This window comes from Pseudomonas sp. S3E17 (assembly GCF_024168685.1).
In the GTDB taxonomy this organism is placed as follows: domain Bacteria; phylum Pseudomonadota; class Gammaproteobacteria; order Pseudomonadales; family Pseudomonadaceae; genus Aquipseudomonas; species Aquipseudomonas marginalis.
The window spans coordinates 255,908-279,679 of record NZ_JALJWE010000001.1; the positions used below are offsets into that span (position 1 = coordinate 255,908).

The 23,772-nt window shown below is 64.2% G+C and carries 19 protein-coding genes; 12 read left to right on the top strand and 7 right to left on the bottom strand.

What is annotated here, in order from left to right:
• Positions 1-3: 3 nt before the first annotated feature.
• Both J3D60_RS01000 and J3D60_RS01005 read right to left on the bottom strand, forming a co-directional pair.
• Positions 4-615, bottom strand: a complete 612-nt coding sequence (locus tag J3D60_RS01000; protein ID WP_253488828.1) for a TetR/AcrR family transcriptional regulator — start codon at positions 613-615, stop codon at positions 4-6.
• 98 nt (positions 616-713) lie between these two features.
• Positions 714-2,468: a sigma-54-dependent Fis family transcriptional regulator gene (locus J3D60_RS01005; protein ID WP_253488839.1), complete on the bottom strand. Its 1,755-nt coding sequence runs from the start codon at positions 2,466-2,468 to the stop codon at positions 714-716.
• A 270-nt stretch (positions 2,469-2,738) separates the two neighbouring features.
• Between J3D60_RS01005 and J3D60_RS01010 the strand changes: the two genes are divergently transcribed.
• The 3 genes from J3D60_RS01010 to J3D60_RS01020 all read left to right on the top strand — a co-directional run bounded on the left by J3D60_RS01010 (position 2,739) and on the right by J3D60_RS01020 (position 6,048).
• Positions 2,739-4,214 carry a benzaldehyde dehydrogenase gene (locus tag J3D60_RS01010; RefSeq protein WP_027603456.1) on the top strand — a complete coding sequence of 492 codons (1,476 nt, stop codon included), beginning with the start codon at positions 2,739-2,741 and terminating at the stop codon, positions 4,212-4,214.
• Positions 4,215-4,251: 37 nt separating this feature from the next.
• Positions 4,252-5,019, top strand: coding sequence for a coniferyl-alcohol dehydrogenase (locus tag J3D60_RS01015; protein ID WP_253488842.1), 768 nt, complete (start codon positions 4,252-4,254; stop codon positions 5,017-5,019).
• Between the two features lie 81 nt (positions 5,020-5,100).
• Positions 5,101-6,048, top strand: coding sequence for a transporter (locus tag J3D60_RS01020; protein ID WP_253488845.1), 948 nt, complete (start codon positions 5,101-5,103; stop codon positions 6,046-6,048).
• Here J3D60_RS01020 and mhpT read toward each other — a convergent pair.
• Positions 6,026-7,234 carry a 3-(3-hydroxy-phenyl)propionate transporter MhpT gene (mhpT, locus tag J3D60_RS01025; protein ID WP_027603459.1) on the bottom strand — a complete coding sequence of 403 codons (1,209 nt, stop codon included), beginning with the start codon at positions 7,232-7,234 and terminating at the stop codon, positions 6,026-6,028. The two genes, J3D60_RS01020 and mhpT, sit on opposite strands and share 23 nt — an antisense overlap.
• 308 nt (positions 7,235-7,542) lie before the next feature.
• Here mhpT and J3D60_RS01030 point away from each other — a divergent pair, with 308 nt between their 5' ends.
• Positions 7,543-8,868: an OprD family porin gene (locus tag J3D60_RS01030; RefSeq protein ID WP_253488848.1), complete on the top strand. Its 1,326-nt coding sequence runs from the start codon at positions 7,543-7,545 to the stop codon at positions 8,866-8,868.
• A 5-nt stretch (positions 8,869-8,873) separates the two neighbouring features.
• Here J3D60_RS01030 and J3D60_RS01035 read toward each other — a convergent pair whose 3' ends face one another.
• Positions 8,874-9,362 (bottom strand): MarR family winged helix-turn-helix transcriptional regulator, encoded by a 489-nt coding sequence (locus J3D60_RS01035; RefSeq protein ID WP_065939631.1) that lies wholly within the window; start codon positions 9,360-9,362, stop codon positions 8,874-8,876.
• Positions 9,363-9,575: 213 nt separating this feature from the next.
• Between J3D60_RS01035 and J3D60_RS01040 the strand changes: the two genes are divergently transcribed.
• From J3D60_RS01040 to J3D60_RS01065, 6 genes are all read left to right on the top strand, one after another.
• Positions 9,576-10,406 (top strand): p-hydroxycinnamoyl CoA hydratase/lyase, encoded by an 831-nt coding sequence (locus J3D60_RS01040; protein ID WP_010567568.1) that lies wholly within the window; start codon positions 9,576-9,578, stop codon positions 10,404-10,406.
• A 76-nt stretch (positions 10,407-10,482) separates the two neighbouring features.
• A complete protein-coding gene (locus J3D60_RS01045) occupies positions 10,483-11,931 on the top strand; it encodes an aldehyde dehydrogenase (RefSeq protein WP_253488851.1) in 1,449 nt (482 codons plus the stop codon).
• Positions 11,932-11,993: 62 nt separating this feature from the next.
• The gene (locus J3D60_RS01050) at positions 11,994-13,868 is read left to right on the top strand and encodes a feruloyl-CoA synthase (protein ID WP_253488854.1); all 1,875 of its coding nucleotides are present in this window, start codon (positions 11,994-11,996) and stop codon (positions 13,866-13,868) included.
• On the top strand, positions 13,865-15,106 hold the full coding sequence (locus tag J3D60_RS01055) for a thiolase family protein (RefSeq protein ID WP_253488858.1): 1,242 nt from the start codon (positions 13,865-13,867) through the stop codon (positions 15,104-15,106). Before J3D60_RS01050 ends, J3D60_RS01055 begins: the two co-directional genes overlap by 4 nt.
• Positions 15,107-15,141: 35 nt before the next feature.
• Positions 15,142-16,884 (top strand): acyl-CoA dehydrogenase, encoded by a 1,743-nt coding sequence (locus J3D60_RS01060; RefSeq protein ID WP_253488861.1) that lies wholly within the window; start codon positions 15,142-15,144, stop codon positions 16,882-16,884.
• Between the two features lie 67 nt (positions 16,885-16,951).
• Positions 16,952-17,665, top strand: a complete 714-nt coding sequence (locus tag J3D60_RS01065; protein WP_065923936.1) for a GntR family transcriptional regulator — start codon at positions 16,952-16,954, stop codon at positions 17,663-17,665.
• Between the two features lie 6 nt (positions 17,666-17,671).
• On the opposite strand, the gene J3D60_RS01070 is transcribed toward J3D60_RS01065, so the two are convergent.
• From J3D60_RS01070 to J3D60_RS01080, 3 genes are all read right to left on the bottom strand, one after another.
• Positions 17,672-18,622 carry a PDR/VanB family oxidoreductase gene (locus J3D60_RS01070; RefSeq protein WP_253488865.1) on the bottom strand — a complete coding sequence of 317 codons (951 nt, stop codon included), beginning with the start codon at positions 18,620-18,622 and terminating at the stop codon, positions 17,672-17,674.
• 29 nt (positions 18,623-18,651) lie between these two features.
• On the bottom strand, positions 18,652-19,713 hold the full coding sequence (locus tag J3D60_RS01075) for an aromatic ring-hydroxylating dioxygenase subunit alpha (protein ID WP_027603468.1): 1,062 nt from the start codon (positions 19,711-19,713) through the stop codon (positions 18,652-18,654).
• A gap of 137 nt (positions 19,714-19,850) precedes the next feature.
• Entirely contained in the window at positions 19,851-21,338 is a 1,488-nt protein-coding gene (locus tag J3D60_RS01080; RefSeq protein ID WP_253488868.1) for an aldehyde dehydrogenase family protein, read from the bottom strand.
• 263 nt (positions 21,339-21,601) lie between these two features.
• Between J3D60_RS01080 and J3D60_RS01085 the strand changes: the two genes are divergently transcribed.
• Positions 21,602-22,771, top strand: coding sequence for a p-hydroxyphenylacetate 3-hydroxylase oxygenase component (locus tag J3D60_RS01085; RefSeq protein WP_253488871.1), 1,170 nt, complete (start codon positions 21,602-21,604; stop codon positions 22,769-22,771).
• Positions 22,772-22,827: 56 nt separating this feature from the next.
• Complete coding sequence (locus tag J3D60_RS01090; protein ID WP_065939640.1) at positions 22,828-23,760, top strand: p-hydroxyphenylacetate 3-hydroxylase reductase component; 933 nt, start codon at positions 22,828-22,830, stop codon at positions 23,758-23,760.
• Positions 23,761-23,772 lie beyond the last annotated feature (12 nt).

Here is a 23,772-nt window from a genome sequence, read left to right on the forward strand (position 1 = left end):
GGGTCAGGCCTGCATGCCGTAAAACAGCAGCTCGGTGATGCGCCTGACCTGGGTCGAGTGCGCGTCGATATCCGGCTGTTCCTGGTTCACCAGCCTGAACAGTTGCAGGTGCGAATAGTCGTTCAACAGGAACGCGGCCAACTCCACATCGAGTTGCGGGCGCAGCTTGCCGGCCCGTTGCAGTTCCCGCAGCAGTTCGCTGATTTCCGCCCTGAGCGCATCGTTCATGGCGCGATAACCGGCCGGCAGTTCATTGTTGCCGCCGAACAGGATCAGCGGCAGCAGTTCACGCCACAGGCTGGGGTGCATGACTTCCAGGGCATAGCCGGTGAGCAGGCTTTCCAGGTGGCACAGCGCTTCGACCGGATCGTCCATTGTGTGGATCTCGCGGCGGGTGTCGCTGATTGCGCGCTGATCGGCGTGATGCAGGATTTCCAGGATGATTTCCTGCTTGTTGCCGAAGTACTTGAACACCGTCGGCGGCGACACCCCGGCCTGGCTGGCGATCTGCTCGATGGTGGTGTTCTGGAAACCCTGGCGCTCAAACAGCTCGATCGCGGCCTGGCTGATAGCTTGCCGGCGTTCGGCTTTCTGACGTTCACGCAGTCCGCTCACAGGAGATCCTTGTCACGAGTAAAAAGAGGGGCGCTTATCGCCCCGGTATCCCTGCAAAATACTTAATTGGGTAAAGCTTTTAAAGCACTAATTGCCCGTCAAGGGTTTTGCCGCTGATGCTTCTTCAACCGGTAGGCAAATTGAGCGCGGCTGAGCCCCACAAGCCTGGCGGCGGCGGCCAGGTTGCCGGCGTTGCGTTGCAGGGCTTCGTTGAGCAGGCGCGACTCAAGGCCTTCGATGGAAAACCCCGGTTCCAGTTGGCCAAGGGTGTCGAACAGTGCCAGGCACGGCGGCGGTGCGCTGTTGGACAGGCTGCCGTGGTCGTCGAGGCCGTAGGGATCGGCCGGCATCGGTTCGTTGCGAAACAGGTGCACCAGGTCAATGGGTTGGCCTTCGTCGCTGGCGATCAGGCCGCGTTCGATCAGGTTTTGCAGCTCGCGCACATTGCCCGCGAAGTCATAGCGCAGCAACACCTTCAGGGCGCGCATGGTCAGGCCCGCCGGTGTTCGCGCGTATTCCTGGCAGAAGCGCGTGAGGAACGCATTGATCAACAGCGGGATGTCGTCCCGGCGTTCGCGCAGCGGGGGCAGGGCGATGGGGTAGACATTCAGGCGGTAGAACAGGTCTTCACGAAAGCTGCCGTCAGCCACGGCTTTACGCAGGTCGATATTGGTGGCGGCCACCACGCGCACATCCACCTTGATCCCGCGCACCCCGCCGACCCTTTCGATTTCCCGTTCCTGCAAGGCCCGCAGCAACTTGCTTTGCCCGGCCAGGCTGAGGCTGGTGATTTCATCCAGAAACAGCGTGCCGCCCTGGGCCCGTTCGAAACGTCCAGGCCGCGAGTGCGTGGCGCCGGTATAGGCGCCGCGTTCGACACCGAACAGTTCGGCCTCGATCAGGTTGTCCGGAATGGCGGCGCAATTGAGTGCCACGAACGGGCTGTCCTGGCGGCGGCTGAGCTGGTGCAACTGGCGCGCAAACATCTCCTTGCCGACCCCGGACTCGCCGCTGATCAGCACGGTCGCGGGCGTCAATGCGACCCGTTGCAAAGCTTGCATCGCGGCGTTGAAGGCTGCGCTGGCGCCCACCAACGGTTGCGGCTGAGTGACTCCGCCATTGCTGCGCAGCGGGCTGGCGGGCGTGGGGGCGACAGGGCCGGCGACGGCCTGGGACACATTCAGGTAACGCAGGTCCTGCTCGACGTCACCCCATTGCTCCGCGGTCTTGCCGATCACCCGGCAACAGCGGTGGCCCATGCCCCGGCATTCCACCTCGCGGAAAATCACCATTTGCCCGAACAGGCCACTGACAAAACCGATGGCATAGCCGGTTTCAGTCCAGCACACCGGGTCCTGGCCGATGCCGTAGGCACCCACGTGTTCATCGGCCTCGCAGGAGTGGTGCCAGAGGAACTCGCCTTCATAGAACCCCGAGTCGGCATCGAACTTGAAGTGCAGCGGTTCAACCTTGGTCATGCCTTCCAGGGTGTGCAGGTGGGTCCCGGCGCGAAACACGGCGGCGGCATCGGCCTGTGGCCAGCGCTCGCGGATCAACCGCGCGTCCCGCGCGCCGGAGACATAACCGGTGCGGGTGAACAGGCCACGCGCCTGCTCCAGCCCCAGGCGTTCGATGACCTCCGCGCGCAGGGCACCGAACGACGAACCGTGCAGCAACACCATGCGTTGATCGTTGAGCCAGATACGCCCGTCTTCGGGCGAGAAGAACAGGCAATCGGTCAGTTCCGCCGGGGTGGGCGAACTGCTGTCACTGAGTTGGCGGCTGTCGCCGCGCGGATGGTAGGGCGCGCTGGCCACCCGGTCGTCGGGCAGCGCGCTGTGGGGATTAGTCATTGTTATGCCCCTGCAAAGCGAGTGATCGATATGAGTAACTGCTCAGATAGTTATTAAACATAACCTTATCAATTGAACAAGTGGCGGTGCCGCGGTTTTTGCAGCCGATGGGGCGGTGAGGCGTGGGCGCCCCGTGGCAGGCCTCGTCCCAGAGCCCTCGGTCCTTTATGTCTGCGTCGTTGGGTGCAAGCGGCACAGCCTTTGCTCAAGGCTTGATGCGGCGTTTGCACCCTGTGCAGGCGATGACAATTACAAGAACCGGGAGTTGCCATGTCAGTACCTGAAACCACCCACTTGCTACAGCGGGCCATTGCGTCCGAATGCCTGTTCAACGGCGATTGGATACCCGCCTCGGGGTCCGTGATCGCGGTGATCGAACCCGCCACCGGCGAACCCCTGATGCGCTGCGCCATGGCCAACCCGGCCGACATCGCCGTGGCCTGCCGCAGCGCGGCCCTGGCGCAGCCGGCCTGGGCAGCACTCGGCCCACGGGAGCGCGCCGAGGTGTTTCGCAAGGCGGCGGACCTGGCCCAGCAGTCCTTTGCCGAACTGGCGCTGTACGTCGCGCGGGAAACCGGCGGCGCGTTGTTCAAGGGCGAGCACGAAGTGCGCGAGGCGATTGTGCTGCTGCATCAGGCGGCGGGGCTGTTGTCCCAACCTCACGGGCTGGTGCTGCCCAGTGCGGCAGGTCGCCTGTCCTATGCCCGGCGTCAGCCCCATGGCGTGGTCGGGGTGATTTCACCGTTCAATTTTCCGCTGGTGCTCTCACTGCGCTCGGTGGCCCCGGCCCTGGCGGCGGGCAATGCGGTGGTGCTCAAGCCCGACCCGCAGACCCCGGTCAGCGGTGGTTTTCTGATCGCCCGGTTGTTCGAGGAGGCGGGCTTGCCCAAGGGCCTGCTGCAGGTGTTGCCCGGCGCCGCACCGGCGGGTGAGGCGCTGTGCCGCGATCCGAATGTGCAGATGATTGCGTTCACCGGGTCGACGGCGGCAGGGCGCAAAGTCGCCGAAGTGGCCGGACGCCACCTGAAAAAAGTCGCGCTGGAACTGGGCGGCAAGAACCCGCTGATCATTCTCGAAGACGCCGACCTCGACCTGGCCGCGAGCAATGCCGCCTGGGGCGCCTGGCTGCACCAGGGGCAAATCTGCATGGCCACCGGCTTGATTCTCGCCCATGAATCCATCGCCGAACGCCTCACGCGCAAGTTGGTGGACAAGGCCCGGGCGCTCACCGTGGGCAATGCCGCCCGCGGTGAAGCCGCGCTCGGCCCATTGATCAACCAACGGCAATTGCAGCGCGTGCACGAGATCGTCAGCGACAGCCTGCAAGCGGGCGCACGGTTGGAGGCGGGTGGCGAATACGACCAATTGTTCTACCAGCCCACCGTGCTCAGCGGTGTGCGGCCTGGGATGCGCGCGTTTGAGGATGAAATCTTCGGCCCGGTGGCCACGGTGGTCAGTTTTGCCACGGACGAGGAGGCCATCGAACTGGCCAACCGCACCGAGTACGGCCTCTCGGCCGCGATCATCTCGCCTTCGGTCGGGCGTGCCATGGCCATCGGCGAGCGGCTTGACTGCGGCCTGCTGCACATCAATGACCAGACCGTCGCCGACGAATGCATCAACCCCTTTGGTGGGCGCGGCGCTTCCGGTAATGGCGGCAGCGTAGGCGGGCCGGCCGACTGGGACGAGTACAGCCAGTGGCAATGGGTCACGGTGAAGAACACTGCGCCTGCCTATCCGTTTTGATCCACCTATGCCTATACAAAAACAAGAGGGCTTGAACATGAACCTGCACAACAAAACCCTGGTCGTCACCGGCGTCGCCTCCGGCATTGGCGCCGAGCTGGCGCGGCTCGCGCGCTTCCAGGGCGCCACGGTGATCGGCGTTGATCGCCATGCACCGCAACTGACCCTGGATGGCTTCTTCCAGGCTGACCTGGGCGACCCGGCCAGCATCGATGCCCTGGTGGCACGCCTGCCGGCGCGGGTCGACGGGCTGTGCAACATTGCCGGCGTGCCCGGTACCGCGCCCGTGCAAGCGGTGGCCACGGTCAACTACCTGGGGTTGCGGCACCTGACTCAAGCGCTGCTGCCACGCATGGCGGCGGGCGGCAGCATCGTCAATGTCGCTTCGGTGCTCGGTGCGCAGTGGCCGCAACGCCTGGAGCTGCACAAGGCCCTGGCCGCGACGCACAGCTTCGAGGCCGGGCAGCAGTGGCTGGCGGCCAATCCGGTGGAGCAGGCCAGCTGTTATCAGTACTTCAAGGAAGCGCTGATCGTGTGGAGCTTCCAGCAATCCCAGGCCTGGTTTCGCGATCACTCGGTGCGTATCAACTGCGTGGCGCCGGGGCCGGTGTTTACCCCGATTCTCGACGATTTTGTCAGCATGCTCGGGCCTGAGCGGGTGGCGGCGGACAGCCAGCGCATGACCCGTCCGGCCCTGGCCGATGAGGTGGCGGCGGTGATCGCCTTCCTGTGCTCCGACGCCGCGCGCTGGGTCAACGGGGTCAATCTGCCGGTGGACGGTGGGTTGGCCGCCACCTACGTGTAGGGGTTGCAACAGCGGTAAGCCCCGGTGCGGATCCACCGTGCCGGGGGTCTTGAACAACAACAAAAATACAGGACATACAAGATGCTCAAGCCTATCTTGCGGGCGGCTGCGGCCGGGACCTTTATCGCACTGTCATCGACTGCACATGCTTACGACTTGCCCGGCCTCAACCTGGGCAGTACCAGTTTCTACGACGGCTCACCGGCACCCGCCGGCCCTGGTTGGTACCTGGAGGAATACCTGACGTATTCCCGGGCCAACCGTTTCAATGATGCCAACGGCCACAAGCTGGCACTGCCCAACCAGGACGTGGAAGTGGTGGCGCCCACCACGCAGATCATCTACCTCGGCCAACCCTTGGCGAATGGCGCGATGCCCGGATTCACCCTGATCAACACCTCCCTGGCCCATGTGGATGTCGACGACGGGTTGAACAATGCGGCCCTGAGTTCTCGCGCCGGTTTTGGTGATGTGATTGTGGGGCCCTTCCTGCAACTGCCGACCCTGAGCCGTGCCGATGGCAGCCCGCTGTTGACCCAGCGTATCGAAGCCGATATCTCGGTGCCGGTGGGCGCCTATGACCGCAAGCGCTCGATCAACCCAGGCAGTAATTTCTGGTCATTCAACCCGTATTACGCGGCGACTTACTGGTTCAGCCCGAAGTGGTCGACGAGCGGGCGGTTCATGTACCTGTGGAATGGCAAGAACGATGATCCGCAGGCAGGTTTTGGAGATGTTTCCGATACCCAGGCCGGCCAGGCGTTGCATGCCAACCTGACCCTGCAATATGCCGTGAGCCAGCAACTGAGCGTGGGGGTTAACGGCTACTGGTTGAAGCAGATCACCGACACCCAGGTCGATGGGCACGCCGTGAGCGGGCGTCGGGAGAAGGTCTGGGCCATCGGCCCAGGCCTGGTCTACGGGTTCAGCAAGGAAGACGTGCTATCGGTAAATGCCTACTTCGAGCAGCAGGCGGAGAACCGCACGCAGGGCAACAAACTGGTGCTCAATTGGCTGCATAAGTTCTAGTGGGCGCCGTACGCACCATCACGCTGATGATGGTCAGTGCGGCAATCACCACCCCGGGGGAGGTCGCCAGCAGTACCCCGGCGGTGCCGGCGCCGGCGGCGAGCAGTTGCCCGGCCGCCAGCGGCCCGGCCACCGAACCCAGGCGGCCGACGGCCACCGCAGCACCGACACCGGTGGCGCGCACCGAGGTCGGGTAGGAGGGCGGTGCCGATGCATACAGCACCAACTGCGCGGCCATCACGAACAGGCCGGCGGCAAAACCGGCAATGGCCATGGGCACGATGCCTACCGACAACCCGACTCCGGCCAATGCCGCCAGCAATCCGGCATACACACCCAGGACCACTTTGACGGCATTGCAGCGATCCAGCAGCACGCCGCCGAGCAGCGAGCCGAGGGCGCCGCCGATATTGAAGAGCATCTGCACCATGCCCGCCTGGGGTTTGCTGAAACCCTGCTCCAGCAACAGCGACGGCAGCCAGTTAAGCAGCATGTACATCACGGTCAGGGTGAAGAAGTAGCTGAGCCACAAGGCCAGTGTGGTGCGGGCGCGACCTTCGCCGAACAGCGCCTGGCCGGTAGAAGGGCGGGCGCCGTGCGTAGTGTCGCGCTGTTGGCGAAAGGCGCTGGACTCCGGCAGCAGCAGGATCATCAACGGCACGGCGAGCAACGGCGCCAGGCCACCGATGATAAAGGTGGTCTGCCAGTGCTCACTGGAAAACATCGCCACCACCGCGGCCAATGCGCCACCCAGCGGCACCCCGCAGTACATCACGCTGATGGCCGTGCCCCGGTTGCGTTCGCTCACCGCTTCGGCGCACAGCGCGATCAGGTTGGGCAGTGCGGCGCCCAGGCCCAGGCCGGTGAGAAAGCGCACCAGCAACAGGCTGGCGTAGCTGTCGACAAACGCGGTGCTCAGGGAAAACAGCCCGAACAGCAGCACGGCGCCCACCAGGATTTTCTTGCGTCCGATGCGGTCGGCGACCCAGCCGCCGAAGAACGCCCCCGGCAGCAGGCCGATGATGCCTACGCTGAACACCCAGCCGAGCATCTTCGGATCCAGGGCGAACGTTTGACGTAACCCGGCGGCGGCAGTGCCGGCGGCCTGCAGATCGAACCCTTCGATCAGCGCAACGATAAAGCACAACGCAATAGTCAGCGTCGAACGACGCGATGGACTGTCCATGGGCAAACCTCATTGTTGTTTTTGTTGTAGTGACGAGCGCGAGTGGCTGCTGGTGATTAAGATAACAAAGATAACTAAAAAATGAATCGTGGATTAATCCGCCCATAAAACATGAATAAATCCATGTAATTCATTGGCTTGCTATGTTGATCCATATGCAACTAAAAAATAGATAGCTTTATTAATGTTCGATTATCGCTCAGTTGCGGTTGACGGGCACCGCCGGCTGTTTCCATTCTTGGCTCGCGAAGCCGACCGGGCCGAGCGTGTGCCACCCCAAAAACAACAACAAAAAATGGACATCGAACATGCCAGAACTCCCTATGGAGCACGCCGTTGCAGCGGCGCCCGTCGCCTGTGTGTCGAACAATACCCCACGCCTGCTCATGGCATGCCTGGCCTTGAGCGTGCTGCCCACTTCGCTGTGGGCCGCCGGTTTTATCGATGACAGCCACGGCACCTTGACCTTGCGCAATTACTACCTGGACCGCGACTACAAGGACGACGGGGCGAAGACCGCCGCGCGGGAGTGGGCCCAGGCGTTCATCCTCAACCTGGAATCGGGCTACACCCCGGGCCCGGTGGGCTTCGGCCTGGATGTGCGCGGGTTGATGGGGGTCAAGCTCGACTCGTCGCCGGACCGCAGCGGCACCGAGTTGCTGCCGGTGTCGGCCAGCGACAAGCGCGCCGCCGATGAGTACTCGCGCCTGGCCCCGACTGCCAAGCTGCGGTTTGCGCAAACGACAGTGAAGGCCGGCGATGTGTCGATCTTCCTGCCGTTCGCCTTTGCCAGCCCGTCGCGCCTGTTGCCGCAAACCTTTCGCGGCACCACCTTGAGCTCCAAGGACATCGAGGGCCTGACCTTCAACACCGGCTACATCGACCGCATCAACAAGCGCGACTCCACCGACTACCAGGCCATGACCATCGCCTCGCCCAACCGGCGTTTCAACGCCACCGCCACCACGTCGCACCTGGCGTATGTGGGCGGTGACTATCAGGTCAACAAAGACCTCAGCCTGCGCCTCTATCACTCCCAGGTCGCCGACCTCTACCAGCAGGACACCCTGGCGCTGCTGCACAACCTGCCGCTGGGCGAGGGTGTGTTCACCAGCGACCTGCGCAGTTTTTTCAGCCGCGAGGATGGCAGTGCCAAGGCGGGCAAGGTGGATAACCGCAACCTCTCGGCGCTGTTCGGCTACCGCCTCGGCGGTCATCGCGTAAGCCTTGGCTATATGCACTCAAGCGGGGAGACGGCCACACCCTATATCTCCGGCACCGAGTTGATGGGCATGAGCGAACTGACCATGAGCTCGGACTTTCTCAACGCCAAGGAGCGCACCTGGCAGGCCATCTACGACTATGACTTCGCTGCGGCGGGTGTGCCGGGGTTGAAGACTCGGCTGCGCTATGTGCGCGGCGACAACATCGAACTGGCCGCTTTCAATGCCGAGGACCGCAAGGAGCGCGAGTTCCAGATGGAGTTGGGGTATGTGATCCAGGACGGCCCGCTGAAGAACGTAGGGTTCATGGCGCGCAAGTCGATCTACCGCAATGACTTCCCCGGCGGCGCGGCCTTTCGCGATGAAAACCAGACCCGTTTCCTGGTGCTCTACACCGTGGCGCTCTGGTAAGCCGCTCAGTCCTGGTAGACCTTCTTCAGCAGGCGCAGCAGCTCTTCGCGTTCCTGGGCGTCAAGGGCGGCCGTGGCGTCCAGGTCACTCTGGGCGGCGATGGCCTTGAGTTCCTTGAGCAGGGTTTCGCCGCTCTTGCTGAGGAAAATCCCATAGGAGCGCTTGTCCGGTTTGCAGCGCACCCGCACGGCGAGGGCGCGGCTTTCCAGCTTGTTCAGCAACGGCACTACTTGGGGCGGCTCGATGGCCAGGGCGCGGGCCAGATCGGCCTGCATCAGCCCGGGGTTCTGCTCGATGATTGCCAGGGCGGAGAACTGTGCGGGGCGCAGGTCGTGGTCCGACAGCCGGCCGATCAGGTTCTGGAACAACTTGAGCTGGGCGCGGCGCATGGCGTAGCCGATCAGGTCGTCCAGGGCTGAATCCAGCGGCGGCCGTACCTCGTCGTTGTCGGGCAAGGCCTGGCTGGCGGCGGCGATGGTGGAAGGCTTGGCCATTGGCAGTGCAATCCTCAGAAGGTGGAGGTTAAGAAGGCTATCTAGTTTGCCGGGGTTGGCGCGCCATGGCTATGCCGGCTTTTCACAACGCCTGGAAAACGCAGGTTTCATCGCGTAAAAATATTGGTTATCCGGATTAATAGTTAATTGACATAACTATATTTGCGGTTTAATTTCGAATCATCTTCAAACCCAGAACAAGAGCGTACCGCCATGAGCAATTACGAAGGCCGTTGGACCACCGTCAAGGTTGAGATCGAAGAAGGCATCGCCTGGGTCATTCTCAATCGTCCGGAAAAACGCAACGCCATGAGCCCGACCCTGAACCGGGAAATGATCGACGTCCTCGAAACCCTCGAGCAGGACCCTGCCGCCGGCGTGCTGGTGCTGACCGGCGCCGGCGAAGCCTGGACCGCCGGCATGGACCTCAAGGAATACTTCCGCGAGGTGGACGCCGGCCCGGAAATCCTCCAGGAAAAAATCCGCCGCGAAGCCTCGCAATGGCAATGGAAACTGCTGCGCATGTACGCCAAGCCGACCATCGCCATGGTCAATGGCTGGTGCTTCGGCGGTGGTTTCAGCCCATTGGTGGCCTGCGACCTGGCGATCTGTGCGGACGAAGCGACCTTCGGCCTCTCGGAAATCAACTGGGGCATCCCGCCGGGCAACCTGGTGAGCAAGGCCATGGCCGACACCGTGGGCCATCGCCAATCGCTGTACTACATCATGACCGGCAAGACCTTTGGCGGGCAGAAAGCCGCCGAAATGGGCCTGGTCAACGAAAGCGTGCCGCTGGCTCAACTGCGCGAGGTGACCATCGAACTGGCGCGCAACCTGCTGGAGAAAAACCCGGTGGTGCTGCGTGCCGCCAAGCATGGCTTCAAGCGCTGCCGCGAATTGACCTGGGAGCAGAACGAGGATTACCTCTACGCCAAGCTCGATCAGTCGCGCCTGCTCGACACCGAAGGCGGTCGCGAGCAGGGCATGAAACAGTTCCTCGACGACAAGAGCATCAAGCCTGGCCTGCAGGCGTATAAACGCTGAAGGGCGCGGCCGCCTGGCCGCGCCGTTGTACCCTGCTTGAACGTATTCCCGATAAAGACAATAAAGAGGAATCACCATGCTGGACGTGCCCCTGTTGATCGGCGGCCAGTCGTGCCCCGCCCGTGACGGTCGAACCTTCGAACGTCGCAACCCGGTGACCGGTGAAGTGGTCTCGCGGGTGGCCGCCGCCGCCCTGGAAGATGCCGACGCCGCCGTAGCGGCCGCCCACGCCGCGTTCCCCGCATGGGCGGCGCTGGCGCCCAACGAACGCCGTACCCGCTTGCTCAAGGCTGCCGAGCAATTGCAGGCGCGCAGCGCCGAATTCATTGCCGCCGCCGGCGAGACCGGCGCCATGGCCAACTGGTATGGCTTCAACGTGCGCCTGGCGGCCAATATGCTGCGCGAAGCGGCGTCGATGACCACCCAGATCACCGGTGAAGTGATCCCCTCCGATGTTCCCGGCAGTTTCGCCATGGCCTTGCGTCAGCCTTGCGGCGTGGTACTGGGCATCGCGCCGTGGAATGCCCCGGTGATCCTCGCCACCCGCGCCATCGCCATGCCGCTGGCCTGCGGCAATACCGTGGTGCTCAAGGCCTCGGAGTTGAGCCCGGCGGTGCACCGCCTGATTGGCCAGGTGTTGCAGGACACCGGCCTGGGCGATGGCGTGGTCAATGTCATCAGCAATGCCCCGGCGGATGCCGCTGCGATTGTCGAGCGCCTGATCGCCAACCCGGCCGTGCGCCGGGTCAACTTCACCGGCTCGACCCATGTGGGGCGGATTGTCGGCGAGCTCTCGGCGCGTCACCTCAAGCCGGCCTTGCTGGAACTGGGCGGCAAGGCGCCGTTGCTGGTGCTCGACGACGCCGACCTCGACGCGGCGGTGGCAGCGGCGGCCTTTGGCGCCTATTTCAACCAGGGCCAGATTTGCATGTCCACCGAGCGCCTGATTGTCGATGCCAAGGTCGCCGATGCCTTCACCGCCAAGCTGGCGGCCAAGGTCGCGACCCTGCGCGCGGGCGATCCCGTGGCGGCGGATTCGGTCCTGGGCTCCCTGGTGGACGCCGGCGCCGGCACACGCATCAAGGCCCTGATCGACGATGCCCTCGCCAAGGGCGCGCGGCTGGTGGTGGGTGGCCAACTGGACGGCAGCATCCTGCAGCCTACCCTGATCGATGGCGTCACCGAGCACATGCGTTTGTACCGCGAAGAGTCCTTCGGCCCGGTGGCGGTGCTGCTGCGCGGTGACGGGGATGAAGCCTTGTTGCGCCTGGCCAACGACTCCGAGTTCGGCCTCTCGGCGGCGATCTTCAGCCGTGACACCGGGCGTGCACTGGCCCTGGCCCAGCGGGTCGAGTCGGGCATTTGCCATATCAACGGCCCGACCGTGCATGACGAGGCGCAGATGCCGTTTGGCGGGGTCAAGTCCAGCGGCTACGGCAGCTTCGGCGGCAAGGCCTCGATCGAGCACTTCACGCAATTGCGCTGGGTGACCTTGCAGAACGGGCCACGGCATTACCCGATCTGATCAGGCGTCGCGACATAACAATAACAAGGCGGCGTTGATCCGCCTTGCTGGAGGACACCCTTGTGAGTTCCGAATTCAGACCGCAACCCCAGCCCGCACCGCGATACCGCGAGGTCTCCATTGGCCACGCAGCGGTGGCGGTCACTGAAGAACACGGCGTGCTGCATATGCGCTCCCTGGAGCCCCTGGCCGAGTTGCCGGCGCGCCTGCTCGATCGCCTGGTGCATTGGGCCCGGGTGCGGCCCGAGCAGACGTTTATCGCGGCACGCCAGGCCGGCGGTGATTGGCGCCGGGTCAGCTACCGCGAGATGCTCGACAGCGTGCGTGCGATTGCCCAGGGCCTGTTGCGTTACGGGTTGTCGGCGGATAAGCCGCTGGCCTTGCTGTCGGGCAACGACATCGAGCATTTGCAGGTCGCCCTCGGCGCGATGTACGCCGGTATTCCTTACTGCCCGGTATCGCCGGCGTATTCGTTGTTGTCCCAGGATTTCGCCAAGCTGCGGCATGTGTGCGACCTGCTGCAACCGGGGCTGGTGTTCGTCAGCGATGCGGCGGCTTACCAGCGCGCCATCGACGCCGTCCTGCCGGCCGAAACTCCGCTGCTCAGCGTACGCGGCCATGTGCCTGGGCGCACTCAGGCCAGCTTCGCCAGCCTGCTGCAAACGCCGGGCGGCGCCGAGGCCGACGCGGCGTTCCAGGCCACCGGCCCCGACAGCATCGCCAAGTTTCTGTTCACCTCGGGTTCGACCAAGTTGCCCAAGGCGGTGATCACCACCCAGCGCATGCTCTGTGCCAACCAGCAAATGCTGTTGCAGACGTTCCCGGTGTTCGGTGAGGAACCGCCGGTGCTGGTGGACTGGCTGCCGTGGAACCACACCTTCGGTGGCAGCCATAACGTCGGCATCGTGCTCTACAACGGCGGCACCTTTTACCTCGACGACGGCAAGCCCACGGCCCAGGGCTTTGCCGAGACCCTGCGCAACCTCAAGGAGGTTTCGCCCACGGCCTATTTGACGGTGCCCAAGGGATGGGAAGAATTGGTCAACGCCCTGGAACAGGACGCCGCGTTGCGTGAACGCTTTTTTGCGCGGATGAAACTGTTCTTCTTCGCCGCCGCCGGCCTGTCGCAAAGTATCTGGGATCGCCTCGACCGCGTGGCCGAACAGCACTGCGGTGAACGCATCCGCATGATGGCCGGGCTGGGCATGACCGAAGCCGCGCCGTCCTGCACCTTCACCACCGGGCCGTTGTCCATGGCCGGCTATATCGGCTTGCCTGCGCCGGGTTGCGAGGTGCGCCTGGTGCCGTTGGACGGCAAGTTCGAAGGGCGCTTTCGCGGGCCGCACATCATGCCGGGGTACTGGCGGGCGCCCGAGCAAACCGCCGAGGTGTTCGACGACCAGGGTTTCTACTGTTCAGGTGACGCGATCAAGCTCGCCGACCCGCACCAGCCGCAACTGGGGCTGATGTTCGACGGGCGGATTGCCGAGGATTTCAAGTTGTCTTCCGGGGTGTTTGTCAGTGTCGGCCCGTTGCGCAATCGCGCCGTGCTCGACGGCGCGCCCTATGTGCAAGACCTGGTGATTGCTGCGCCGGACCGCGAATGCCTGGGCGCCCTGGTATTCCCCCGGCTCTACGAGTGCCGTCGGCTGGCCGGCTTGAGCGCCGACGCCAGCGACGCCGAGGTGCTGGCCAGCGCGCCGGTACGCCAGTGGTTCGCCGACTGGTTGCAGCGCCTCAACCGCGAGGCCACCGGCAATGCCAGTCGCCTGGAATGGATTGCCCTGCTCGACGAGCCAGCGTCCATCGATCGCGGGGAAATCACCGACAAGGGTTCGATCAACCAGCGCGCCGTGCTGCAATGGCGCGCGGCCAGGGTCGAGGCGCTGTATCGCGGTGAAGACCCTGCGATCCTGCGCGCCGGGCCCAAGCCTTGAACAGCATCGGGCAGTACTCGGCGTTTGCCGATGCGGCGATTTTCGCGGCGGTGCGCACGCCGTGGGTCGACCTTGGCGGTGCACTGTCCCAGGTGTCGCCTATCGATTTGGGGATCAAGGTCGGCCGCGAAGTGCTGGCCCGGGCCGGCATCGAGCCACAGGCCGTGGACAGCGTGCTGGCCGGCTCCATGGCCCAGGCCAGTTTCGATGCCTACTTGCTGCCCCGGCATATCGGCCTGTACAGCGGGGTGGCGCAAACAGTCCCGGCACTGGGGGTGCAGCGCATCTGCGCCACCGGTTTCGAGCTGCTGCGCCAGGCCGCTGAACAACTGCGCGACGAGGTGCAACTGGCGCTGTGCGTGGCCAGTGAATCCATGTCGCGCAACCCGATTGCGGCCTACACCCATCGGGATGGGTTTCGCCTCGGCGGCGAGGTGCAATTCAAGGATTTTCTCTGGGAGGCCCTGTACGACCCGGCCCCCGGCCTGGACATGATCGCCACCGCCGACAATCTGGCGCGCCGTTATGGCCTGAGCCGCAAGGCCGTGGACCGCTACGCCTGCGACAGCCATCAGCGTGCCTTGCAGGCGCAACGTGAGGGCGCGTGGGCGGAAGAAATCGTCACGGTCGATAACCAGGTGTTCGAGCTTGAAGGGTACCAGCCCAGGGGCATCAGCCTGGCGCGTCGGGCGAGTGCCGTCAGCGCCGACAGCCACCCACGTCCTACCGACCTTGAAGCCCTGACGCGCTTGCGCGCCGTGCATCCAGGCGGCGTGCAAACCGCCGGCAACAGTTGTGCGGTGGTCGATGGCGCGGCGGCGGCTTTGGTGGGGCGTGCCTCGGCCTGCACGCGTCCGGCCCTGGCGCGGCTGCTGGCCAGCGCGGTGGTTGGTGTGGCCCCCGAGTTCATGGGCATCGGCCCGGCACCGGCGATTCGCCTGCTGCTGCAACGCAGCGGCTTGGACCTGGGCGACATCGGCCGCTTCGAGATCAACGAAGCCCAGGCCGCTCAAGTGTTGGCGGTGGCCCAGGAACTGGAACTGGACAGCACCCGCCTCAACGTCCAGGGCGGCTCCCTTGCCCTGGGGCATCCCCTGGCCGCCACCGGCCTGCGTCTGGTGATGACCCTGGCCCGACAACTGCGTCAGCACAACCTGCGCTACGGGATTGCCGCGGCGTGCGTGGGTGGCGGGCAGGGCATGGCGTTGCTGATCGAGAACCCTGCCTACCGGGCTTGAAGCGCACGATTCTTTTTTGTCGATGAGGTGTTCCGATGTGGAGCTATGAGGCGCCCCTGGGCGATATGCAATTTGTCCTGGAACACTGGTTGCAGGCGCCCGACACCTGGCAGCGCCAACCGGCGTTCGCGGCCCTGGACCTGCCGCTGGCGCTACAGGTGCTGGAGGAGGCGGCACGCTTCAGTCAGGGCGTGCTGGCGCCGTTGAATAGCAGCGGTGATCGCCAGGGCTGCCGCTGGCAGGCGGGCCGGGTCAGCACCCCGGACGGCTTCGTCGAGGCCTATCGCGCCTATGTCGAAGGGGGCTGGCCGGCGCTGGCGTGTGCCGAGGAGCAGGGCGGGCAGGGCTTGCCGCAACTGCTCGATGCGGCGCTGCAAGAGATGCTTTACGCCAGTAACCACGCCTGGGCCATGTACACCGGGATCGCCCACGGCGCCTACCTGTGCCTCAAGACCCACGCCGCCCCTTGGTTGCAGGCACGCTACCTGCCCGACATCGTCAGTGGCCAGGCCTTGCCCACCATGTGCCTGACCGAGTCCCAGGCCGGCAGCGATGTCGGCTTGCTGCGTTGTCGCGCGCAGCCCCAGGCGGATGGCAGTTATCGCCTCAGCGGCAGCAAGCTGTTTATCTCCGGCGGCGAGCACGACCTCACGGCGAATATCCTGCACCTGGTGCTGGCGCGCCTGCCCGATGCGCCGCCGGGCAGCCGTGGCATTTCACTGTTCCTGGTGCCCAAGCAACTGGACGATGGCCAGGCCAATGGCGTGCACTGCGACGGCATCGAGCACAAGATGGGCATCAAGGGCAGCGCCACCTGCTCCCTGGTGTTCGACGCCGCCCAGGGCTGGCTGGTCGGCGAGCCCAATCGCGGCCTGGCGGCGATGTTTGTGATGATGAATTCGGCGCGCCTGCATGTAGGCCTGCAAGGCCTGGGGCATGTCGAGGCGGCCTGGCAGAACGCCCGCCAGCACGCCGCCGAGCGCTTGCAGATGCGTGCGCCGTCAAGGCCGGAAGAGGTGGTGGCCCAGGCGGCTGACCCGATCCGTTATCACCCGGCCATGCGCCGCGTGTTGCTGGAGCTGCGCACCACCAGCGAGGGCATGCGCGCCATCGGCTATTGGGCGGCGCACCTGCTTGATCAGGCCGAGCATGACCAGGACTCGTCGGCCGCCCGCTTGGCGCCGTTGCTGACGCCCATCATCAAGGCGTTTTTCACCGAACAGGGCTTTCGCCAGGCCAGCCATGGGCTGCAGGTGTTCGGCGGTTATGGCTACGTCACCGAGTTCGCCATCGAGCAAACCCTGCGGGACAGTCGTATCGCGATGATCTACGAGGGCAGTAACGAGATCCAGGCCAATGACCTGTTGCTGCGCAAGGTGCTGGGGGATGACGGCCGAGCCTTTGGCCTGCTGCTGGTTGAGTTGCGCGCCGAGGCCGGGCAGGGCGCGCAGTATGAGGAATGCGCAGGCTTTTCCGGCGCGTTGTCCAACCTCTGCGACGCGTTGGCCAGTGTGGTGCACGCCATTCGTGAACGCGCGCACGAAGACAGTGAATACCCCTATCGGGCGGCGCCGGATTTCCTCCAGCTCTGTGGCGTGGCGTTGCTGGCCTTTGCCTGGGCGCGGGCCGCGCGGGTCTCCAGGGCCCTGCGCGAAGACGATCCGCTGCGTGCCGCCAAGCTGCAAAGCGCCGGTTTCTTTTTCGATTACCTGCCCTCGCGGCTGGCGCAGCACCTGGGCGCCATAGACGGGGCACGGGCAGCGCTGGCGTTCATCTGACGCGGCCAGGTGCTTGCGGTACTACTTGCGGTACCATGGCGGCTCACGTTTTCTGGAAGTTGCCTGGATGAGTAAACCCGGTCAATTGGTGCTGGTTGCACTGCGCAAGATGATTGCCAGCGGGGAGTTGGCGGCGGGCGAGCGGCTGATGGAGATTCCCACGGCGCAGCTGTTCGGCGTGTCGCGCATGCCGGTGCGCATGGCCTTTCGTACCCTTGAGCAGGAAGGACTGCTGGTGCCGTTTGGCGGGCGCGGCTATCAGGTGCGCTCGGTCAGCCCCAGCGACATTGCCGGCGCCGTCGAAGTGCGCGGTGTCCTGGAAGGCCTGGCGGCACGGCAAGCCGCCGAGCAGGGCTTGTCCACTGCGGCGCGTGCGGCGCTGGAGCGCTGCCTGGTGGAAGGCGATCAACTGTTCGAAAAGGGCTACGTGACCGAGGATGACCTTGAGGTCTATCACGACCTGAACATGCGCTTTCACCAGGTCATCGTCGAAGGCAGCCACAACCCGGCGATCGCCGACGCGCTGGCCCGCAATGATCACCTGCCGTTCGCCTCGGTGACCGCGCTGGCGGTGGATCGCGAGGACATGGCCCGCGAGTACCGACGCTTCAACTATGCCCACATGCAGCATCATTCGGTTTTCGATGCCCTGGTCAATCGCCAGGGCGCGCGGGCCGAAGCCATCATGCGCGAACACGCCAATGCGACGTTGCGCTATGCCGAGATCTTCAGCTCAGCCACCGCCGCCGCGCGCATGAAGGTGATTTTGCCCGCGTCGTGAACCCTGTCAGATATCGAGTACCAGCAGCGGGGTTTTCGAGCGCGAGCAGCAGGGGGTGAACTGGTCATTCAGGGCCTGTTCCTGTTCGGTGAGGAACAGGTCGCGGTGCTCCGGTATGCCCTCCAGCACACGGGTCAGGCAGGTGCCGCAAATCCCCTGTTCGCAGGACACGGCAATCTCTATGCCGTGGCTTTCCAGGACCTGGACCACGGTCTTGTCGGCGGGAATTTCAAAGACCTGGCCGCTGCTGCCGAGCTTCACCGAAAAGCCGCCGTCGCGGCTGCTGTCCACCGGTGCCGCGCTGAAGTATTCGCGGTGCAGGCAGTCTTCCTGCCAGCCCTGTGCGCGTGCGCTGTCGAGCACATGCCGCATGAACCCGCCGGGGCCGCAGACATACAGGTGCACGTCATCGGCGGGCGCTGCCAGCACTTCGGCGATGTTCAGCGCGGTGTGGGGCTGCTCGTCGAAATGCAGGAACACCCGCGCGGCAAACGGCGACGCCTCGAGCCGCTGCACAAACGCCGCACGCTCACGGGCGCGGGCGCAGTAATGCAGCTCGAAGTCGGCACCCGCATGGGCCAGGCGCTCGGCCATGCACAGGATCGGGGTGATGCCGATGCCGCCGGCAAACAGCAGGCTGCGTCGCGCGTTGTCGGCCAGGGGAAACAGGTTGCGCGGTGCGCTGATGGTCAGGCGGGCGCCCTCGTGAACCTGCTCGTGCAGGCTGCGCGAGCCACCCCGGGACGCCGGGTCCTTGAGCACGCCGATCAGGTAGCGATGACGTTCCTCGGGGTGATTGCACAGGGAATATTGCCGGATCACCCCATCGGGCAGCTGCACGTCAATATGCGCGCCGGCACTGAAGGCCGGCAGCGGCTGGCCATCGACACTGGCCAGTTCATAGCTGCAAATGTCCTGGGCTTCGTTGTTACGGGATACCACCACCACATCGATCATGTTCAGTCCTCGCAAAGTTGTCGCGCTGTTCAGGCGGTGGTGGTGGCGATCAGTTGCGGTTCGAGGGCGCGTTCCTTGGCAATCAGTCGCTCCAGGATCTTGCGCGATTGCACGCCACCCGCGTCGATATTCAACTTGAGCAGGTTGCGCTGCGGATGGGCCAGCAGGTTCTGTTGCTGGCGTTCGAGCATCTCCAGGTCCTCGCTGAAAATCTTGCCCTGGCCCTCGCGAATGCTTGCGGTCAGTGCCTCATCATGGGGGTTGAAGTTGCGCGCCATGCCCCAGAAGTACCAGATCGAGGTCTCGGTTTGCGGGGTGATGAAGTCGACCACGATGCTCGCAGCCTTGTGTTCGGGGGCGGCGTTATAGCCACCTTTGCCGGCGTGGGCCACGCCGACTTCGATCAATACATGGCTGGGCGGGGTGAAGCGGCAGATCTGCCAGCGGTCCACCGGCACGTCATCGGCAAGGTTATTGCCGCGCAGGGCCATGCGCCAGAACGGTGGGGCCATGATGTTTTCCATGTGCCGGGCAGTGACCACTTCATCGCCGTCTACCGTGGTCACGGGCGGTGCCTCGTCGATTTCTTTCTGGCCGATGCTGGAGGCGTGCACGTAGGTTTCGTGGGTCAGGTCCATCAGGTTGTCGATCATCAGGCGGTAGTCGCACTGGATATCGAACAGCCCGCCGCCATAGGCCCACTGGTCACTCACGGCCCATTCCAGGTGGTGGATCAGCGCCGGGTCGGCCTGGGCCTGATCGCCGGGCCATACCCAGATGAAGCCGTAGCGTTCAACGGCGGCAAAGGTCTTGTTGCAGGGAAAACCACGTACCCGCTGGCCGGGCATTTCCACGGTCTTGCCGTCGCCGCCCATGACCAGGCCGTGGTAGCCGCAGACCAGGTTGCCGTTCTCGACATACCCCAGTGAAAGCGGCGCGCCGCGATGGGGGCAGAAGTCCTCGACCGCCACCACGGCGCCTTCCTGGCCACGATAAAACACCATCTTTTCGCCGCAGATCTGTCGACCCAGGGGCTTGTGTGCGATTTCATCGGGGGTGCAGGCGACATACCAGGTGTTCTTGGGGTACATGATGACTCTCCAGGCGGCGGATTGTTTTTATTTAATGGATCCATTAAATGACTGGCCTGATGGAGAGTCAATCTGGTTCGGCTGTTTTATTGGGCGATTATCGAACGATTACATATCAATGGATCCACTGGTTGGGTTCAGTAGCGAATCATCACCGACTTCAACTCGGTGTAGTCCTCGATGAAGGCGCTGCCGAACTCCCGGCCTATCCCCGAGGACTTGTTGCCGCCAAACGGCACCGCCGGGTCCAGCATCGTGTGCATGTTCACCCACACCGTGCCGGCCTCGATGGCGGGCACCATGCGCAGGGCCTTGCCCAGGTCGTTGGTCCACAGGCTGGCGCTCAAGCCGTAGGGGGTGTTGTTCATCAAGGCCAGCAGTTCTTCTTCGCTGTCGTACGGCAAGAACGTGGCAATGGGGCCGAAGGTCTCTTCGTTGAGCAAGGTGTCGTTGACGCTGTTGGCGAGGATGATCGTCGGCTCGACGTAACAGCCCGGCCGGTCGATCAGGTTGCCACCGTGAATGATGCGGTTGTTTTCGGCACGGGCCTTGGCGAAGAATTCGCCGAGTTTGAGCTGGTGCTGGCGGTTGGTGACCGGGCCGAATTCGGTGCGCTCGTCCAGGGGCGAGCCGATGTTCAGCGTGCTCAGGCGCTGGGCCAGTTTGCCCATCACCGTTTCGATCTGCGAACGATGCACAAAGAAGCGTTCGGCGGCGGCGCAGATTTGCCCGGAGTGCAAAAAGCCCGCTTCGATGATGCCGTTGACGGCCTTGTCCAGGTCCACATCGGGCAGGAACCCGGCCGAGTTTTTCCCGCCCAGTTCAAGGGTGGCCCGGGTCAGCCCGGCGCCCATGGCACTCTGGCCCACCGCAATCCCGGTCGGCACGGAGCCGGTGAACGACACCTTGTCGGTACCGGGGTGTTCGATCAGGCCTTTGCCGACGCTGCCGCCGCCGGTCAAGACGTTCAGCGCACCGGCGGGAAGGCCGGCGGTAATCGCCAGTTCGGCGATGCGCAGGATGGTCAGCGGCGTGAACTCGCTGGGCTTGATGATGATGCTGCAACCGGTCACCAGCGCCGAGGCGAGTTTCCAGATGGCGATCATGGTCGAGAAATTCCACGGCACGATGCCGACCACCACTCCGACCGGCTCGCGCAGGGTGAACGCGGTGTAGCGCTCGCCGGCGAAGGAGGGCAACGATGGGGTGATGGTCTGGCCGCTGATCTTGGTGGCCCAGCCGGCGTAGTAACGCAGGAAGTGCGCGGCCTGGTCGACTTCGAAGGCGCGGGAAATCTGGATGATCTTGCCTGACTGGCAGGTTTCGATCTGTGCCAGTTCTTCGCGGTGTTGCTCCAGCAGGTCGGCCAGTTTGAACAGCACGTTGCCGCGCACCGCCGGTGCGACCTGCGACCACTGTTTGAAGCCGCGGCTCGCGGACGCCACGGCCGCGGCAATGTCGGCCGGGTCGGCGTCGGCGACATCGGCGATGACCTGGCCGGTGGCCGGGTTGATCACCTCCAACCGCTGGCTGGAATGGCTCTCGACGTAGCCACCGTCAATGAACAACCCATGGGTTCGACGGAGGAAGGCTTCAACCTGGGGCAGCAGTGGAATATCGCTCATGGGGTTTTTCCTGGTGGCAGAGATTGAAAAGCCCGAGGTTAATCCCAGTGGCCGGAACGGGCTTGACTGTGGCTGCCCAGTGGCATGTCTGTGGCTGCCAGCGCCTGTACACGGCGGATCAGCCTGAGCCTTTGAAAAGTACAATCTTGACTCTGGAAGGTGCATGTCCTGCCAGGAAGGCACGCTCCATACTGGCCCTGCATCCGGCGCCGCGCCTTGATTTCTGGCGCTGCCCGGACATCCAATAATAAGCAGGGCCATCCATGAAAAAGCCAAACCCGCTTCTTGAAGACCTCAAGTCCATCCTGCCGACCATCGCCGCCAATGCCTTCGTGGCCGAGCAGGACCGCCAAGTGCCCGCCGAGAATATTGCGCTGCTCAAGAGCATCGGCATGCACCGTGTGTTTCAGCCGAAAGTGTTCGGCGGCATGGAGTTGTCGCTGCCGCAGTTTGCCGACTGCATCGCCTTGCTCGCCGGGGCCTGCGCCAGCACGGCCTGGGCCATGAGCCTGTTGTGTACCCACAGCCATCAATTGGCACTGTTCTCGGCCCAACTGCAGCAGGAGGTCTGGGGCACTGACCCGGATGCCACTGCGAGCAGCAGCATCGCGCCGTTCGGGCGCACCGAGGAAGTCGAGGGCGGCGTGCTGTTCAGCGGGGAAATGGGCTGGAGCAGCGGCTGTGATCACGCCGAGTGGGCGATCGTGGGGTTCCGCCGCAACAACTCCCAGGGCTCCCAGGATTACTGCTTCGCGGTGCTGCCGCGCAGTGACTACCAGATTCGCGATGACTGGTTTGCCGCCGGCATGAAGGGCAGCGGCACCAAGACCCTGATCATCGACAAGGCCTGGGTGCCGGAACACCGCATCCAGAAAGCCAAGGACATGATGGAAGGCAAGTCCGCCGGCTTTGGGCTGTACCCCGACAGCAAGATTTTCTATTCGCCGTACCGGCCGTATTTTGCCAGTGGTTTTTCCACCGTCAGCCTGGGCGTCGCCGAGCGGATGCTGGAGGTGTTCCGCGAAAAGACCAGGACCCGCGTGCGCGCCTACACCGGGGCGGCAGTCGGTGCCGCGACCCCGGCGTTGATGCGCCTGGCCGAGTCGACGCACCAGGTGGCCGCCGCGCGCGCCTTCCTCGAGAAAACCTGGGACGAACACGCCGAACACAGTGAGCAGCAGCGCTACCCCAGCCGCGAGACCCTGGCGTTCTGGCGCACCAACCAGGCCTACGCGACCAAGATGTGCATCCAGGCGGTAGACCGTCTGTTCGAAGCCGCCGGCGGCAACGCCTGGTTCGAGCACAACGAGATGCAGCGCCTGTTCCGCGACTCGCACATGACCGGCGCCCATGCCTACACCGACTACGACGTCTGTGCACAGATCCTCGGCCGCGAGTTGATGGGCCTGGAGCCCGATCCGAGCATGATCTGAACGCGTTTTTGAAAACAACAATCAGGGCTGCGCCTGACGCAGCCCGGGAGTCTTGCATGTCTGAATCGACCTTCGACCCACGCGCCTTTCGCCGGGCCCTGGGCAACTTTGCCACGGGCGTGACCGTGGTCACCGCCGCCGACGCCTCCGGCCGCAAGGTGGGCGTTACCGCCAACAGCTTCAACTCGGTGTCCCTGGACCCACCGCTGGTGCTGTGGAGCATCGACAAACGCTCCAGCAGCCACGGGGTGTTCGAGGAGGCCAGCCACTTCGCGGTCAACGTGCTGGCGGCGGACCAGATCGACCTGTCGAACAATTTTGCCCGGCCCAAGGACGACCGCTTCGCCGAGATCGCCTATGCACCGGGGGAGGGCGGGGCGCCGGTGTTCGCCGATTGTGCGGCACGTTTTCACTGCGAGAAATACCAGCAGGTGGATGGCGGCGATCACTGGATCATGATCGGCAAGGTGGTGGCCTTCGACGATTTCGGACGCTCGCCGCTGCTCTACCACCAGGGCGCCTACTCCATGGTCCTGCCCCATACGCGCATGACCAGGCGCGACGAAAGCCAACCGCCGAGCAGCCACTTCCAGGGGCGCCTGAGCCATAACCTGTATTACCTGATGACCCAGGCGGTTCGCGCCTACCAGTCCAGCTACCAGCCCCGGCAACTGTCCACCGGCCTGCGTACCAACGAGGCGCGGATGCTGATGGTGCTGGAGAACGACGCTCGCCTCAGTACCAGCGACCTGCTGCGTGAAGTGGCGATGCCGGTGCGGGAAATCGACGACGCCGTTGCCAACCTCAAGCGCAAGGGGCTGGTCGATGACGACGAGCACGGCGTGCGCCTGACCGCGGCGGGTATCGAACAGACCGAAGACCTCTGGGCCATTGCACGGGAACAGCAGGACAAGGTGTTCGCCGAGTTCAGCCAGGACCAGATCGACACCTTCAAGACGGTGTTGCAGCGACTGATCAGCCACTGCTGACTGGCCAAGATC